The organism is Phycisphaerae bacterium, assembly GCA_041652575.1.
Lineage (GTDB): Bacteria > Planctomycetota > Phycisphaerae > Sedimentisphaerales > UBA12454 > UBA12454.
Map to the genome: position 1 here is coordinate 1 of JBAZHC010000016.1, position 17,904 is coordinate 17,904.

General features: G+C 45.4%; 14 protein-coding genes and 1 pseudogene. 2 read left to right on the plus strand and 13 right to left on the minus strand.

The features are described 5' to 3' along the window. The 7 genes from WC496_10975 to WC496_11005 form a co-directional block, all read right to left on the minus strand. Positions 1-271 (minus strand): UDP-N-acetylglucosamine 2-epimerase (locus WC496_10975; protein MFA5293543.1); only part of this gene is annotated, 271 nt, incomplete at its 3' end. An 81-nt stretch (positions 272-352) separates the two neighbouring features. Beyond that, positions 353-1,480, minus strand: coding sequence for a DegT/DnrJ/EryC1/StrS family aminotransferase (locus WC496_10980; protein MFA5293544.1), 1,128 nt, complete (start codon positions 1,478-1,480; stop codon positions 353-355). 15 nt (positions 1,481-1,495) lie between these two features. Further along, complete coding sequence (locus tag WC496_10985) at positions 1,496-2,152, minus strand: acyltransferase (GenBank protein ID MFA5293545.1); 657 nt, start codon at positions 2,150-2,152, stop codon at positions 1,496-1,498. Between the two features lie 4 nt (positions 2,153-2,156). Next, entirely contained in the window at positions 2,157-3,110 is a 954-nt protein-coding gene (locus WC496_10990; protein MFA5293546.1) for a Gfo/Idh/MocA family oxidoreductase, read from the minus strand. 4 nt (positions 3,111-3,114) lie between these two features. Continuing rightward, the gene (locus WC496_10995; protein ID MFA5293547.1) at positions 3,115-4,425 is read right to left on the minus strand and encodes a nucleotide sugar dehydrogenase; all 1,311 of its coding nucleotides are present in this window, start codon (positions 4,423-4,425) and stop codon (positions 3,115-3,117) included. 18 nt (positions 4,426-4,443) lie between these two features. After that, positions 4,444-5,382 carry an SDR family oxidoreductase gene (locus tag WC496_11000; GenBank protein MFA5293548.1) on the minus strand — a complete coding sequence of 313 codons (939 nt, stop codon included), beginning with the start codon at positions 5,380-5,382 and terminating at the stop codon, positions 4,444-4,446. Between the two features lie 40 nt (positions 5,383-5,422). Next, positions 5,423-6,430, minus strand: coding sequence for a GDP-mannose 4,6-dehydratase (locus WC496_11005; GenBank protein ID MFA5293549.1), 1,008 nt, complete (start codon positions 6,428-6,430; stop codon positions 5,423-5,425). A 690-nt stretch (positions 6,431-7,120) separates the two neighbouring features. On the opposite strand from WC496_11005, the gene WC496_11010 reads away from it, so the two are divergent. Both WC496_11010 and WC496_11015 read left to right on the plus strand, forming a co-directional pair. Then, positions 7,121-7,726, plus strand: coding sequence for an HNH endonuclease (locus WC496_11010; protein ID MFA5293550.1), 606 nt, complete (start codon positions 7,121-7,123; stop codon positions 7,724-7,726). A 113-nt stretch (positions 7,727-7,839) separates the two neighbouring features. Next, positions 7,840-10,205 (plus strand): annotated as a pseudogene (locus WC496_11015) (phosphoketolase family protein). Here the strand turns inward: WC496_11015 and WC496_11020 are convergent. From WC496_11020 to prfB, 6 genes are all read right to left on the minus strand, one after another. Beyond that, positions 10,194-12,575: a hypothetical protein gene (locus WC496_11020; GenBank protein ID MFA5293551.1), complete on the minus strand. Its 2,382-nt coding sequence runs from the start codon at positions 12,573-12,575 to the stop codon at positions 10,194-10,196. The pseudogene WC496_11015 and the gene WC496_11020 overlap by 12 nt on opposite strands. Positions 12,576-12,609: 34 nt before the next feature. Next, complete coding sequence (locus WC496_11025) at positions 12,610-13,413, minus strand: 6-carboxytetrahydropterin synthase (GenBank protein MFA5293552.1); 804 nt, start codon at positions 13,411-13,413, stop codon at positions 12,610-12,612. Next, on the minus strand, positions 13,406-13,981 hold the full coding sequence (gene folE, locus WC496_11030; GenBank protein MFA5293553.1) for a GTP cyclohydrolase I FolE: 576 nt from the start codon (positions 13,979-13,981) through the stop codon (positions 13,406-13,408). Before folE ends, WC496_11025 begins: the two co-directional genes overlap by 8 nt. Before the next feature lie 56 nt (positions 13,982-14,037). Then, entirely contained in the window at positions 14,038-15,585 is a 1,548-nt protein-coding gene (locus WC496_11035) for a leucyl aminopeptidase (protein MFA5293554.1), read from the minus strand. Between the two features lie 107 nt (positions 15,586-15,692). Continuing rightward, positions 15,693-16,232: a DUF502 domain-containing protein gene (locus WC496_11040; protein MFA5293555.1), complete on the minus strand. Its 540-nt coding sequence runs from the start codon at positions 16,230-16,232 to the stop codon at positions 15,693-15,695. Between the two features lie 529 nt (positions 16,233-16,761). After that, a protein-coding gene (prfB, locus tag WC496_11045) for a peptide chain release factor 2 (GenBank protein ID MFA5293556.1) occupies positions 16,762-17,884 on the minus strand; the annotation gives its coding sequence in 2 pieces (ribosomal slippage) (positions 16,762-17,823 and positions 17,825-17,884; 1,122 coding nt in all). Positions 17,885-17,904: the final 20 nt, after the last annotated feature.

The following is a 17,904-nucleotide window of genomic DNA, read 5'->3' on the forward strand; positions in this document are numbered from 1 at the left end:
CGCAGGCGATTGTGCTGTTAACATCGCCGACAACTAAACAATAATCAGGCTTAAAATCAACAACGACAGGTTCGAATCGTTTCATTACTTCAGCGGTCTGAGCAGCATGGGAGCCGCTGCCGACTTCGAGGTTTATATCGGGTTTGGGTATTTCAAGTTCTTCAAAAAACAGCTTGCTCATTTTTTCGTCATAATGCTGACCTGTGTGAACAAGAAGAGTTTGAAAATTACCGCCTTGATTAAACGCTTTCATCAACGGAGCAATCTTCATGAAATTAGGCCTTGCGCCGCATACGCAAATTATTTTAATCACACCTGCCTCATTTCTTAAAATCTGTTGTTCGAAGGATTATTACAATGTCTCAAGAACAGTTTTGACAACAAAATCTTTCATATCGTCGCTCAGTTCCGGATATATCGGCAGGGCCAGAACTTCATTTGCCGCTTTTTCCGATTCGGGAAAATCACCCGCTTTATATCCAAGATATGCAAAACATTCCTGCAAATGCATCGGCACAGGATAATAAATTTCACAGCCGATATTTTGCTTTTTCAGATGCTCAATCGTCTTGTCCCTGTCGGGAACTCTGATTACATATTGATTGTAAATCGTAATACAATCCTTGCTGATGAAAGGTGTCTTAACCGCGGTGCCCGCAAATTTCTTATTATAATACTCGGCATTTTTTCTTCTCGCCGCAGACCAGTCGTCCAGATACGGCAGTTTAACTAAAAGTGCGACCGCCTGTATCGGGTCAAGCCTGAAATTGCCGCCGATATATTTGTGATAATACTTCGGCTCGCTGCCGTGATTGCGCATAATATAAATCATATGATAGAGCTTTTCGTCGTTGGTAACAACCATACCGCCGTCGCCGACGCCGCCCAAATTCTTACTCGGGAAAAAGCTGAAACAGCCGCACGTGCCGATACTGCCCGCTTTTTTGCCTTTATATGTACTGCTGATGGATTGTGCCGCATCTTCTATAACAAAAAGATTGTGCCGCTTGGCAATGGCCATAATCGGGTCCATATCCGCCATTTGACCGTAAAGATGAACCGGCAGAATCGCCTTCGTCTTTTTCGTTATTGCCTTTTCAATCAGTGCCGGATTTATATTGTAAGTCTTGGGGTCTATATCAACAAAAACAGGTTTCGCGCCCGCTCTTGCTATGCAGCCTGTCGTGGCGAAAAACGTAAAAGGTGTCGTAATAACTTCGTCGCCGCTCTTGTCCTCCGTAGCTTTAGTGGAGGAGGAGCCTATACCGAGGCTCATAAGACTTACAAGCAGTGCATCTGTTCCGCTCGAAACCCCGACTGCAAATTTACAATCACTCACCTCGGCGACTTTTTTCTCAAGCTCGGCAACTTTGGGTCCGCCGATACAAATCTGACTATCGAGAACTTCGCCTATCGCCTTTAATACATCGTTTTTAATCTTCGCGTACTGCGCCTTTAAATCCAGCAATGGAACCTGCATCAAAATCTCCGTAAATTATTTCTTATTCCTGAATATCTTATAACTTGTTTTACCAACCGACAAATCTGCCGGCAGAGGTTTGTCCTCATCGATGTCGAGACATTTTAAAACGCCTTTTTGAATCTCTTTATATTTATAGCCGCTTTCAGGACAAATCATAATGCCGTCCCTGTCCGGCTTTGGAAGTTTTATCCCGTGCCTGCTCATCCAGCCGAGCTGTTTTGCGGGCACTCCCGCCATCATCGCGTAATCAGGCACATCTTTCGTTACGACAGCACCGGCGGCAATAAAACAATATCTGCCAAGTTCGATGCCGCAGACTATCGTCGCGTTGGCTCCGATTGTTGCGCCTCTTTTAATTACTGTTTTTTCATATACACTATGGCGGTTCACCTGTGAGCGGGGATTCAAAACATTTGTAAGCACGCAGCTCGGCCCCAGGAAAACATCATCTTCGATTATCGTGCCGGTATATATAGAAACATTATTCTGAACCTTGACGTTATTGCCTATGACAACATCATTGGCCACGTGAGCGTTTTGACCGAAGATACAGTTTTCGCCGATTGTGCATTTCATTATATGCCCGAAGTGCCAAATCTTTGTGCCTTTGCCTATTTTCGCGCCGTCATCGACAAAACTGCTTGAGTGTACGAAATATTCTTTTGCCATATTTTTACAATTTAATATTTTTTAAAATGGGATGATACTCGCCTTTAAGGCCGACCGGCTCGGCTCTTCGTATGTCCGATGCTATCTGCACAGAAGTCGCTACATCTTTTGTACTGAATCCATCGCCTGCAAGAATCTTTTTGTAGCTTTCTGTATGCAAATCGCCGAAGCCTTCGGAAAATTCTACTTCCTGACCATCGACTGTTATTGACCGGTAAGTCATCGGTTTTCCCGGCTGCGGTTTCACTGGCAAATCGTCTCTTTCAAGAGACAGGAACCAGCGAACCCTCGCTTTTTGAAGCTCCAGAAAACCTGCCGCCCTTTTCGGCTGGCAAACATGAACGGTATTTTGCTTAACTTCACCAAATATCCACGCAAGCATATCGAAAAAGTGTATCCCGATGTTTGTTGCGATGCCGCCGGACTTTTCAATATCGCCTTTCCAGGAAACCATATACCAGTGTCCGCGCGATGTAATATAAGTAAGGTCTATATCGTGAATCCTGTTTTTGTCGCCGGCATCTATTTTTTTCTTCAGCTCGATTATCGCAGGATGCAATCGAAGCTGTAAAATTGTATTTATCTTTCCCTTGCTTTCTTTTTCAATTTCTTCAAGAGCCTCAACATTCCACGGATTCAGCACCAGGGGTTTTTCGCATATCGCGCTGGCCCCGATTCTCAGTGCGAACCTCACATGTGCATCGTGCAGATAATTCGGCGAACAAATAGTAACATAATCTACTGCCTGTTTTTCATCGGCTCGTCTCAATTTTTCCAGATGCCTGTCGAATCTTTCGAATTCCGTGAAAAAATCCGTATCAGGAAAATAAGAATCGAGAATGCCTACCGAATCGCTCTTATCAAGAGCGGCGACAAGAACATTACCTGTGTCCTTAATAGCTTTCAAATGCCGAGACGCTATGTAGCCGGCAACACCGATTAACGCAAATCTTTTCATAACTTTATGCCTTTACTATTTTATTACGACCGCTTTTCACTTTCGCAGTCGCGTTACGGCTATCGACAACCATTTTTGAATTTTTCACTATCCAGTTGTAGTCGTAGCAACTGTGGTCTGTCGAAATCAGAACAATATCGTATCCCTTAAGCATCTTTTCGCTCAATGGTTTGCTTCTCATTTTAAGATTATGTTCGCGCATTTTGTGCGTATGAGGAATATACGGGTCGTTATAATCCACCTTCGCACCCTTCTTTTTCAAAATTTCAATCAGCTCAATCGATGGTGATTCACGAACATCGTCGATATCTTTTTTGTATGCAAGTCCGAGAACCAGAACCTTCGCCCCTTTAAGACTCTTTTTTCTGTCGTTCATCGCTTCCAGGGTTCGATGCACTACATAATGCGGCATCGCGGTATTGATTTCACCGGCCAGTTCTATAAATTTCGTCGGCATACCGAATTGTCTCGCACGCCAGGTCAGGTAAAACGGGTCAATCGGAATGCAGTGTCCGCCCAGTCCCGGACCGGGATAAAACTTCTGGAAACCGAACGGCTTTGTTGCCGCCGCATCAATTACTTCCCATACATCGATGCCCATCCGGTCGAAAAGCTGTTTCAATTCGTTTACCATTGCGATATTAACGCAACGATATGTATTTTCCAGTATCTTGGCCGACTCAGCCACCTCGCATGACGAAACAGGAACGGTTTCATCAATCGCGTATTTATAGATTTCCAATGCTACCTGAAGGCTCTTCTTGTCATATCCGCCGACAACCTTTGGAATCGTCGCCGTCCTGAAACTCTTGTTGCCCGGGTCTTCCCGTTCAGGTGAAAACGCCAGGTAAAAATCCCTGCCTGCCTTCAGGCCGCTCTTTTCGAGTATCGGCTTCATTACCTCTCTTGTCGTTCCGGGATATGTCGTGCTTTCCAGAACTACGAGCTGTTCTTTACGCAGATACTTTGAAATCGTTTCGCACGTAATAACAATATAAGTCATATCCGGCTCACGGTTTTTTGTCAGTGGAGTCGGCACGCAGATTATCAGTGCGTCCGGCTTGCTCATCAGTTTCATATCCGTTGTCGTATTGAATCGGCCGCTCTTAACCATATTCTTTATATCACTCGACGGAATGTGCTTGAGCGGGCTTTGGCCGGAATTTATTTTTTTAACGTTTTCTTCATTTATATCGAAACCGACTACCTTTGCTCCGCGAAGAACGAATTCTCTCGCCAGAGGCAGACCTACATAGCCCATTCCGACAATGCCCACAAAAGGCGCTTTCTTCCCGATTTTGCTCTTCTTCGCCATTCAATGACCTTTCACAAATCAGAGATTTTCTTTATACCAGTTAATAGCTTTCGCTATTCCTTCTTCGAAGCTTACAAAAGGCGTATAACCAATCAATTCTTTTGCTTTTTTGATATCCGCAAGAGAATGTTTTATATCGCCGGGCCTCGGCGGTGCGTAAACAGGTTTGATATTTTCTTTGCCGAGAAGTTTTCTTATCGTATTTACTACGGTATTTACCGTCACTGCATTTTCCGTGGAAATATTCATAGCCTCGCCGTGCGTTTCTTTTGCGTTTGCCGCCAGCCAGTTCGCCTGCATCACATTTTCAATATAGGTGAATCCCCGCGATTGCTCACCGTCATCGAAAATCCTCGGCGATTTATCTCTCATCAGTGCAGAAACAAACAGCGGTATTGCCGCGGCATACTGACTTGTCGGGTCCTGCCTTGGTCCGAACACATTGTAATAACGGAGGCATACAGATTGAAGGCCATACGTTTCGTAAAATGCCCTGAAATAAATTTCGCCGATAGCTTTGCTGGCTCCATAAGGAGAAATTGGAGCAAGAGGCAAATCTTCGTGCTGCGGCAGAACTTCGCTCTGTCCATAAACCGATGAACTCGACGAAAAAACAATTTTCCTCACTTTCGCATCCCTTGCAGCCAAAAGCACAGTGAATAGTCCATTAACGTTCACATCATGAGTTGTCGCAGGGTCTTTCATCGACCTCGGCACAGAACCAAGAGCGGCTAAATGATAAACAACTTCCACGTCTTTGACTGCCTGCTGCACCTTTGCCTTGTCGCGGATATCACCCTCAATCAGTTCGATTTTGTCGGCAATTTCAGCAAGATTTTTACGTTTGCCGGTCTCGAAATTATCAAGAACCCGCACCTTCTGCCCTTTGTCGAGCAGAAACCTTACCATGTTGCTGCCGATGAAACCCGCTCCACCTGTAATAAGCGATAAAGCCATCCTAAACTATCCTTTCAAGGGTAAAACAAAGGTCGATAGTCTACTCATTTTTACCCCGTTTGTCAGTAATAATCTTCTCGATCATCTGCTCAAGACTAACCTGCGGCTTATAGCCTGTGGCCCTATTTATCTTCTCCAGACATGGAAGCCGCCTTTGCATATCGTCAAATCCCTGTCCATAAGCCTGAGAATATGGAATAAATTTCTTTTCACTCTTACTACCTGTTTTTTTGATAACCTTGTCCGCAAGCGCTTGAATCGTTATTTCTTCGGCTGAGCCGACATTAAAGACTTCTCCATTCGCCTCTTTCAGCTCCATAAGCGATGTCATAGCTCTTATTACATCGCTGACATAAGTAAAACTTCTCGATTGTTTCCCGCTGCCGTAAATCAGCAAAGATTCGTTCTTCAGCGCCCAGTCTATAAACCGCGGCACAACCATACCATACATGCCGGTCTGTCTTGGGCCTATAGTATTAAATAACCTCACTATAACAACTTTCAGGCCGTATTGGCGGTGATACGCAAGGGCAAGGAATTCATCTATCGCCTTGCTGCACGCATAAGACCACCGTGAAAATTTCGTACTGCCCAGCACCGTATCGTCATCCTCATTGAAAGGCACCTTTTCGTTTTTGCCGTAAACCTCACTGGTTGAGGTTATCAAAACTTTCTTGCCGAGCTGATTTGCAACTGAAAGCACTACTTCGGTACCGTGTATATTGGTCTCGATAGTGTGAACAGGTTTTTCAATTATAAGATTAACCCCGACAGCGGCAGCGAGGTGATAAATACAATCGACATCTTCAGCCGTCTCTCTCATCAAATCCATATCACGGACAGAACCTTCGATGAATTTAAAGTTTTTCTCGGCAAGCAGATGCTGAATATTCTTAATACTGCCTGTGCTCAAATCGTCAACAACAACGACTTTCCGGCCGGAGGCCAAAAGATTCTCGCACAGATGCGAACCGATAAATCCCGCTCCGCCAGTTACCATTGAAGATTGAAGATTTAAAATTGAAGATTTACCGGATGTATTCGACATATTTTTAAAAAATTCCTGCTTCTTTATACTTTCATACCCGTTAAAAAGTGCGGGATTTCGCCGACAAACACTCTCAAATTATTCAATCTTCATTCTTCAATTTTCAATCTATTTAGACTCCGTCCCCTTCGGCTACGCCCTCCCTGTTTGTCGAGGCAGGCCGAAAAGGTAAACACAAAGTCCGCAAATATAACTTAAATATCGGCAAAAAAAGGAGATAGCTTTAGAATAGAAGTGTTATCCTCGCTGCCGTTCATGCTCAAAAATGGGTTCAAAAACGTAAATTTTCAACCTCAAAAAATGTAAAATAAGTGCCTGGCCAGTTAAAGACACACGATACTATCATAATACTTCAAATCTAACAAGATTGTTCGATAAACAAATGGACAATTTATGTCTCCAAAAAACATCTTAATTGCCCTTTTCAATATCTAAAAATGGATAATTATAGGACTTTTTTGCTCTTTTGTTTTCATACTCCTATGTTCCGACAAAATTAGAATTATAAAATTTTTAATCTTTTGCCTTGCTTTTTATTAAAAATATGGTAAAATACCTGCATAGTTAGATGATTACGCAATAAAACTTAATTCTTTAATCTGCAATCTATAATCTCAAATTCCCATGCCCAAATCTTATTTAAAAATCCCGATTCCAGCTCTTTTCCTGCGCTTTTGCGTTTGGTTATTGTTGTTCTACAGGAAAAAACACTTCGGCATTGCCTTTAGGAAAATAAAACTGACGCAGAGCAAATTCACTATCGTTGACCCTGAGGATTTTGAAAAATTAAATGTTCATAAATGGCACATTATGGGCTACGTTAATAATTGCTATGCAAATCGGGTAACAGGACGTATTAACGGTATAAAAAAAGCTATAACAATGCATCGTCAGATTATGAATCCCCCGCCCGGCTTTGTTATTGACCATAAAGACGGCATCGGCCTGAATAATACAAAGACCAATCTCAGGATTGTAACTTCTGCACAGAATACTCACAACAGCAGGAAATTGCTTAATAATACCAGTTCGAAATACAAAGGCATATTCCGCGATAAAACAAGAAATGGATTCCGCGTCCATATCGGATATAATGGCCATAGAAAATTTCTCGGTCACTTTGATAATGAAATCGACGCCGCAAAGGCTTACGACAAGACCGCAATGGAACTCTATGGCGATTATGCCAAACTTAATTTCCCCAAAACCCCCGACGGCCTCTACGATAAAATACTTTCCTCGCCCCTGGAACGCCTGATTGATTATCTCATGAATGTTTTTGTTATTACTTCGTAGAACCGTTTCTCCGCAGTTGCCTTTATTCTATTAATTTATTTTCTTTTTTGTCTTGCTTAACGGCATATTCTGCAATACATAGTTTAATGAATCAGTTTTCAGGAGACATAAAAATGAACGGTCCACTTTCTGAAAAAGAACTAAAAACAATAAACGCCTATTGGCGAGCAGCAAATTATCTTTCCGTCGGGCAAATTTATCTATACGACAATCCGCTTCTGAAAAGGCCATTGACGCTAAAAGACGTCAAGCCACGGCTTCTGGGCCACTGGGGCACTACGCCCGGTTTGAACTTTATTTATGTTCATCTGAACCGGATAATCAAAAAATACGACCTGAATATGATTTACGTAACCGGCCCCGGACACGGCGGCCCCGGGCTGGTCTCCAATACATATCTGGAGGGAAGCTACAGCGAATTATATCCCGAAATTTCACAGGACGAAACCGGTATGAAAAAACTCTTCACACAGTTTTCCTTCCCCGGCGGAATACCAAGTCATGTCGCTCCCGAAACGCCCGGCTCGATAAACGAAGGCGGCGAACTGGGCTATTCGCTATCACACGCTTACGGCGCGGCGTTCGATAATCCTGATTTGCTTGTCGCCTGCGTTGTGGGCGACGGCGAAGCTGAAACAGGCGCACTTGCGACAAGCTGGCACTCGAATAAATTTCTAAATCCTGTCTGCGACGGCGCGGTGCTGCCAATCCTGCATCTTAACGGCTACAAAATCGCAGGGCCAACCGTGCTTGCGCGAATCAGTCGTAAAGAACTGGAGCAGCTTTTTGCCGGGTATGGTTACAAACCGTATTTCGTGGAAGGAGACGACCCGCAAATAGTTCATCAGATTATGGCTGAAACACTCGATACAATTACCGCCGAGATTAAAAACATCCAGTCAGAAGCACGCAGTAAAGGCTTTACAAAACGTCCGTCCTGGCCGATGATAATCTTCCGCACTCCGAAAGGCTGGACAGGCCCGAAAATCGTTGACAATCTGCCGGTGGAAGGCACGTTCCGCGCTCACCAGGTTCCGCTTTCGGAATTAGCCGACAAACCCGAGCATCTGAAATTGCTCGAGCTGTGGATGAAAAGTTATAAAGCAGAAGAATTGTTTGACAGCAGCGGAAAACTCATCGGCGAACTGGCCGAACTTGCTCCGAAAGGCAATCGAAGAATGGGAGCCAACCCTCACGCCAACGGAGGAGTTCTTCTTAAAGATTTAAAAATGCCTGATTTCCATAATTACGCGGTCGCCGTTTCGCACCCGGCACGATTACAGCCGAATCCACAAAGATAATGGGCGAATTCATCAGAGACGTAATGAAATTAAACTTTCGACAGCGTAACTTTCGCGTGTTCAGTCCGGATGAAACGAAATCGAACCGCTGGGGCGATTTATTCGAAGTAACGAATCGCTGCTGGACGGCGGAAATAATTTCCACCGACGACCATCTGGCTCCCGACGGCCGGGCAATGGAAATGCTCAGCGAACATCAGTGCCAGGGCTGGCTCGAAGGTTATCTGCTCACAGGCAGGCACGGATTTTTCTCCTGCTACGAAGCGTTCATTCATATTATCGATTCGATGTTTAACCAGCACGCAAAATGGCTCAAGGTCTGCCGTAATATTCCATGGCGGAGACCAATCGCATCAATGAATTATCTGCTTTCGTCGCACGTCTGGCGGCAGGACCACAACGGGTTCAGTCATCAGGACCCCGGCTTTATCGACCACGTCGTAAACAAGAAGGCGGAAATCGTTCGCGTTTATCTTCCGCCGGATGCAAACACTCTGCTATCCGTTACCGACCATTGTCTGCGAAGCCGAAATTATATAAACGTTATCGTCGCGGGCAAACAGCCGGCGCTTCAGTGGCTCGATATGGATTCGGCCATAAAACACTGCACCGCGGGACTGGGAATCTGGGAATGGGCAAGCACCGACAAAGGCAGCGACCCCGATGTAGTAATGGCCTGCGCGGGCGATGTGCCGACACTTGAAACACTTGCCGCGGTTGAAATTCTCAGGCAGCATTTTCCAAAACTGAAAATTCGCGTTGTCAACATCGTTGATTTAATGACGCTTCAGCCCAAAAGCGAGCACCCGCACGGCCTAAGCGATGCCGACTTCGATGCGTTATTCGCAAAAGACAAACCGGTTATTTTTGCGTATCACGGCTATCCGTGGCTGATTCATCGTTTGACTTACAGGCGAACAAACCACGACCATATTCACGTTCGCGGTTACAAGGAAGAAGGCACAACGACCACGCCGTTCGATATGGTCGTACTTAACGACCTCGACCGTTTCCATCTTGCCGGCGATGTGATTGACCGTGTGCCGGGCCTGAGTTCGCAGTCCGCTTATGCCAAGCAGTTCATTCGGGACAAAATGCTCGAACACAAAAATTATATCCGCAGGTTCGGTCAGGATATGCCGGAAATCAGAAACTGGAAATGGCCATTAACTGTTTAGAGATTTTGTTTTGTGGAAGCGATACAGCCGCTGGAGACATAAGGCAAGATACGCCGTCAGTGAAACGACTGAAATCCACATACCCGCGGTGAAAATTTTCGGACGATACTCCATACGAAACCGATGCGTGCCTTTGTTCAGCGGAACGGCTCGCAACACATAATCGGCAGGCAGCAGTTCATACTTCGATTGAGAGCTTCCGGACAACGCCTTAACCTTCCAGTTCGGGTGATAGGCATCTGTAACGAGCAAAATCGCAGGACTGTCGATGTCGGCTTCAATCGTCAGATAGTCGGTCGATTCATCGACGATTTTCGCAGTACCCTGATTTTCAGACGGCTGCGGCAAAGGCTGAGGCGGCGATTCGAGAACAACAGTTCTATTAGGGTCAAATTCCGGCGAGTCCAGCAAACGAAAAATAGAATCACGGTCCTTTGCGACCTGAAAATCCCGAACCAGCAGCAAACGAGGCAGCACCGGCTCAGACAACGTTACCAATTGCGGCTGACCGTTTTCATGCAGGATTATATATCGCAAACGCAATAACGAAAAGAACCGATGCTTACGTGAAAATTTTACATATTGTGTCGCCATGTTGGGGTCGAGACCCTGTGAAAAGGCCATAAATTCAGCATATCTTCGCAGGACGCCGGGGTCATCGCCCCATATATCGAACCGGCCGTCCATCATCGCGCCGTTGTCATCGAGCGTATTAAGAATTCGAAAGTCGCCCGGCAAAGCGGAAATTATCTCTTCGAATCGCTGCGGCATTTTTTGAGAAGCCAGGTCGAACGTCGGACGAAGCGGAAGAGCAAAAACAACCAGTTCGCCCAGCGCAAGCAGGATAAGAGCATAAACGGCATAATTCCATCGCCGCTTCAGAGCAAAAAGACCCGCTAAAAGGAGCAGCAGGCCGGCGGCGGCAAGCAATGAACTCGAGGCACGAAACGCGGCAAAACGAACAACGCCGATATTGTCGTATGAGGCTGGGTCCGCATACGATTCTTTGAATTTGACTGCCGCCGATTGTATGAATTTCATAAAGTCGTGCCACCAGCCATCTATGCCGAATTCCGGAATCGAACCGGCGATGGTACCTGCCGCGATTATCAGGATAAGCGCAACCGAGGCGATGCCGATTATCCATTTCCATGAGGGTTTATTATTTAATGTGATTAACCTGTGAAGCCCGATGCCGGCAAGCATCACAGCAAAGACCATCATTTGAAAAGTAAATTTTGAATTTCCGCGGAACTTGTTAAAGCCGGGCACGATTTTATACAGTAATCCGAATAATGGCGTATGCGAACCGATCGCCAAAATAAATAATATGATTATCAATGTCATACAAAAATTGCGATGTCGAGCAGGGGCATAAACCTGGCCGTATACAGCCAGAACTAATCCTGTCACGCTGAAAAACAATGACATTTCCCACAGGTATGCTCGACCCCAATATGTGTTTCCGGAGAGCGAGCCTAAAAAATTCGGAGAAATTAATGTAATAAGATTTTCCGGAGGAAATGAAAATAACGCGGCTAATTCAAGTTCCATTCCGCCGCGGCCGCGAACGGTATAAGCCGATTCTTCCATTCCGGTTAAAAGCTGCACAGAAACAATCAATCCCACCCCAACGCCCATAAGTGCGAAAAGCGATAAAACGCGAATCCGCTGAGGCTGATTTAACAGCGACAGCCCGCAGTAAATTGCGGACGCGACAGCGGTGTAGAACACATATTGCGGATGACCGGCGAGGATTAACATTGAAACGGCCGCGACGCCGAGAATCGCCCAGTTCAATGTGCGTTTATCGCAGATACCATCTATGGAAAGAAAAACAAGCGGAACCCACGTCATCGCGCAGAGATTTGATATGTGGCCGGGATAAATATGCATAAAATACGGCCCGCAAAACATAAGCAGCAGCGCGGAGAAAAAACAGGCCTGCGGCTTTAACCCGCGGTGCCGGGCCCAGAGAAACATAAATAAACCTGCCAGGAATATGTGCAGCACAATATTTATATTAACGGCCAGAGCCAGAGGCAGAATCATAAACAAAAAATTTGGCGGATACAAAAGAGCGGATTGAAACCCGCCGAAGAACGGAATGCCGCTGAATACATGGGGGTTCCATAAAGCTAAATTGCCCTGCCGGAGCTGATTAAAACCGAAAGAACGCCAGTCGATAACTTCCCTTGCCAGGTCGCCGCCCAGACACGAAAGAATACGCGGATTAGCGTTAAACAGCACATCAGCGAACATAATTATCACGACCGCGGCGAGAGCACAGACAGCTATTAAATACCCCCGTGCCTGATTTTGCGGGTGTTCGATTGTCAGTTTTGATTGACACTGGTTTTTCGAAACCATCCGCATTGTTCCTCAAATCGTAAACTTTCCTAATTCAATCCGCTCTAAAGCTGCAGAACGTCCTGTCGTTTTCCCACACCGTTACGCAATCGAGTTTGAAAGGTTTGAATTTATTCCTCAAACTTCCAAATGCGAACTCGGCTATATTTTCCACGGTGGGATTTACTTTTTTGAAATGTTTTACATCTGTGTCAAGATTTTTATGGTCGACGACATCGATAAAATGCTTATCGACTATCCGCTCGAAATCGCCGGCGTTGACGCCCCCCGGCACAGGTCCGGGGGCTAAACCTGTTTTTTTGATTGTTACTTCGACGATATAATTATGGCCGTGCCCTGCGAGATTGGCACACTTGCCGAAGATTTTGAAATTTTCGCTATCGCTGAATTTTTTGTTCCACAACGTATGACTTGCGGAAAATTCAAATTTTTCGCTAAAATAGAGCATCTTGCCGCTCCTTTCTTTTATACCGAGTTTTCGTGCAGGCATAAGTTCGACGGCAAGGCCGCTGATTTTCGCCGGCAGGAAATCTTTTTCGATTTTCTGCCAGACTTTACCGAGCAGTTGTCCGATTTGTTCGAAGCTGCTGTTTGGGTGATTCTTTACGAAGTCATTGAAAATCCCGACTGCTTTTTCTCTGACGATTTTATCGATATTGGAAACGTTGACTACAAAGCCGGTATCTTTATTAGCGGAGCCTTTAAGTTCCACCCATAGCGAGAAATAAAATGCGAGACCTTGCGCGGTTGGTTTTGCGCAATAGGAATTAGCTCCCGTTATCGCTGATTTGGCGAAAGGGTCGACTGCGAACCTTACTTGTCTGGAAAGTTTATGCATTGTGCATAAGGCTCAGAACTTCAGCTCTGCTTCTCGGGTCTTTTTTGAATATTCCGCAGATGGCGCTTGTAACCATAACAGAGCCGGGCTTCTTGATACCGCGGATAGTCATACAGGAATGCGATGCCTCGAGCACTACCGCGACTCCCTGCGGTTTTAAATTTTCGTTAAGGAAATCAGCAATCTGCGCGGTCAGGCGTTCCTGCACCTGGAGTCTTTTCGCAAAGCAGTCCACAATACGCGCAAGTTTGCTCACGCCTATCACACATTCGTCAGGCAAATACGCCACATGCGCTTTGCCTATAAAAGGCATCAAATGATGTTCGCAAACGCTGTAAAAAGGAATGTCGCGGAGGAGGACGACTTCATCGCATTTTTCCCTGAATACACTTTTTATGTACTGCTTAGGGTCTTCAGTATTTCCGGCAAGAAGCTCAACATACATAGAGGCGACACGCTTAGGCGTCATCCTTAGGCCTTCACGATTGGCATCTTCGCCGACGGCAAGGAGAATATCTTTTACAGCTTTTTCGATTTTTTCTGAGTTTATTTTAATTTTTTTAGCCATTATATATTACCTTTCTTCAGCCACTAAGGCACTAAGACACCAAATATTTTATATAATTATTTTCCTTCGTGACTTTGTGTCTTCGTGGCTGCATTCATGAGAAAACTTGTTAAAAGCCTGACGCCAAAACCGATTGAGCCGGCTTCGGTGTATTTTTTTATCGGTTCCGAAGCATCCATCGTACCGGCAATATCAAGATGAGCCCATGTAAGCCCCTGGGTAAATTCGCCGAGAAAAGCCGCGGCTGTGCAGGCGCCGCCCCACTTGCTGCCGATATTTTTCAAATCGGCAATCTTTCCCTTTATCTCTTCGGTATACTCCGGCTCGTAAGGAAGCCGCCAAAGCGGCTCTCCGGTGTCTTTCGCAGCGGTCTGAAGTTTTTCAGCAAGTTTTTCATCGTTACTGAAAAGGCCTGCCTTATGCTTGCCAAGCGCAACGACACAGGCGCCTGTTAAGGTCGCAAGGTCGATAACAGTTTTACATTTTAACTGCCTTGCCTGCTCGAGACCATCGCTCAAAACCAGTCTGCCTTCGGCGTCGGTATTCAATACTTCGACCGTCCTGCCGCTGAACGTGGTGATGATGTCGCCGGGCAGGTAACTTCCGCCATCGGGTTTGTTCTCGGCGGCACAAATTATGCCGTAAACCTGAATCGGCAGTTTTAATTTGGCAATAATTTCCATCGTCATCAGGACCGCTGCGCCGCCTGTCATATCCATTTTCATTTCGTGCATGTCCTGCGCAGGCTTTAAACTTATTCCGCCGGTATCGAAAGTTACCGCTTTTCCGACAAGAGCGATTGGTGCGCCTTTGGTTTTACCTCTTGGCGAATATTTTATAATCATCATTCGAGGTTTATGTATCGACCCCTGGCCGACAGCGAGAATCCCGCCCATTTTTTTGGCAGCGAGTTTCTTTTCGTCGAGAATCGTGCAGCTAAGCCCTTTTACAGAGGCAGCAATTTTTTTCGCAATGGCGGCAAATTCAGCAGGATAAAGCAAACTGCCCGGCCGATTACAAAGCGTTCTTGAAAAATTCTGCGCCCTGCCGATAATCTGGCCGACTTTTATGCCTGCGGAAAGTTTTGAAACATTCTTCTGATTGTCATTAACAAGAGTAACGGAAAAAGTATTGCTTCTGCCGTTTTCCTGCTGGGTTAAAAATTCATCATATCTGTATGCGCCGAAATGAACGGCTTCGGTAACGGTTTTTCCGATTCTTTCGAAATCCGAGCCGGGTTCATTATAGTGCAAACAAATCGCAAGAGATTTTGCTTTTAAATTTACCGCGTCAAAGGCAGCTTTCGAGGCGGCCTGACGGAAAACTCCGGAGCAGGCTTTCTTCATTTCGCCAAAGCCGACGAGCAGAACTCTTTCGGCGGCGATTTTGCCCTGAGTATATATACAGATACTGCCGGCGGGATTTGCCTTAAAATCACCGATTTTTTTGACTTTAGAAATCGCCCCATCAAGCTTTTTATCGAGCAGATTAAGCAAATCGCTATTTTTCGCGTCGCTGTAAACGCCGAGAGCAAGACAATCGACCTTTAATTTCGTAATGTCGGCTTTGGCGGCCTTTACATCTATTTTTATAATTTGTTTCATAAAACAATCCCAAAAATTAACCACGAATAAACACGAATTTACACTAATCTTTAGAATATAGTATTTTAATCGCTAATTACGCGGATTTCACGGATATTTTTTGGTTTTTATTTTCCTGAGACGCCGCCGGAAACAATAAAGGCCATAGCTTTCGAGCTTTCAATATTCAAAGGAACAACCCTTTCAGCGGGAAAGATTAAAACTGAACCTGCGAAATTATACGACTGCGGAAAATAAACAGCCACGTTTCCGGGCAGAGACAAAAATCCCAAATCCTGCTGAGTGATAAAGCCAACGGCTTTGGGCCCGCCGGCAATAAGCTCAACGATTACGGGTTTATCGAAACTTTTTCTTTCGCCGGCAAATGCGCCTATTAAATCTCTAATCGACGAATAAAGCATTTTGACTACGGGCAGCCTTGCAAAGAGTTTGTCTATGAGAACAAACAATTTTTTGCCCGCATAATTGGACGCCAAAAAGCCAATCAGCGTAATAAACGCTATCGCAGCGATAAAGCCGAGGCCGGGAATGGGAATTTTCAAAAAACCGTCGAATTTTTTTATTACTATAACTACAATCCATACCGTTACGGCGGCAGGAACGAAAACCAAAAGACCTTTAAGAAAATAACCTATCAATCGTTTCATATTCAACTCCTTATCCCACACCGCAAAAGCGTCTGCAAGTTACTACCCTATTCATTACCCTGTTTGGAGAATTATTACCCCATTCGCTTCCATCGAGCGGATTTACCTTTGCCAAGACAAATAATCTTTTTTTCTTTCTGCAATTTCCATACCAACATAAATACCTCCTAAATTTAGCCGTCCGTCTTCGACGCGACAGGCAGATTAATTTTGATTTAACTATAAGCCTAAAAAGAGGTTTTGGCAAGAAGGATTTAATAGTCGTTAGCCGTTAGTATTTAGTCGTTAGTTGCAGGAGTTCGCCCAACGGCGAGACTTGATTTTATTTTTTCACCACAGAGTCACCGAGAATATAGAGGAAATTAAAAATTTGTAAACGCCCCCTATTTACTAGTTGGACAGCAGTGGTCCAATTCTTTCTTTTTTAAGGACAGGAAGGAGAAACTCCTTTAGGCATTTTGGATCATTAATTTTTTTTTGCAACTTCCAATAGCGATTTTTCATCATCTCCCCGGCACAGGTGCGGGGGTTAAGCGTTGTGTTTATGTTTTTTTTCTGCACGGTATTGCAGGTAACTATCTATAAAATCCTCGATGTCGCCATCCATTACAGCATTGATATTTCCCGTCTGGAAATCGGTGCGATGGTCCTTAACCAACTGGTAAGGCTGAAATACATAGCTTCTAATCTGATTGCCCCATGCGATTTCGCCTTTGTTGCCGTAGAGTTTGGCAAGCTCGCTGTCGCGTTTCTGCTGCTCGAGCATATACAGTTTGCCTTTTAACATCTTCATCGCCTCGGCCTTGTTGCGATGCTGGGAGCGGTCGTTCTGGCACTGGGTAACTATGCCGGTCGGGAAATGCGTAATCCGGACGGCTGAACTTGTTTTGTTGACGTGCTGGCCGCCTGCGCCGCCGGCACGATAGAAATCAATCCGCAAATCCTTTTCGTCAATATCGATTGCTATATCGTCATCGTATTCCGGCATTACATCGACGGCTGCGAAAGTAGTATGGCGCCTTTTGTTCGCATCGAAGGGACTTATGCGAACCATCCTGTGAACGCCCGCTTCGCAGGAGAGTTTGCCGAAGGCGAACGGGCCGCTGACTTTCAGCATAACCGAACGCAGACCCGCTTCTTCGCCGGCGGTCATATCAAGCTCTTCATAAGCGAATTTGTTCTGCTGAAAAAAACGGGTGTACATACGCAGGAGCATACTGACCCAGTCGCAGCTTTCGGTGCCGCCTGCGCCGGCGTGGATACCGAAAAAGCAGTTTTTCATATCGTCGGGGCCGCTGAGCATTCCGGTAAGCTCAATCTGGCCGCATTTTTTTTCGAGGAGAACAAGTTCCTGTTCGATGCCGGACAAAATCCCGCTGTCATTTTCGCCAAGGGCTATATCGAAAAGCTCGGTAAGGTCGGCAGATTTTTTCTCAACGTCAAGGGCAGGCTCAATAACGGTTTTTAAGGCGCTTGCCTTCGAGACGACTTTTTTGGCGGTGTCCTGATTGTCCCAGAAACCGGCTTTTGACATCTGCTCTTCAAGTTTTTGCCTTTCGGCCTGCTTGGCCGCGAGGTCAAAGCCATTCCCGGATTTTTGCTACCCGAGCCCCCAGACTGTCAATTCTCTGCTTAAGTTCCGCTGTTTCCATATTTTTACCCTGACTGCTAA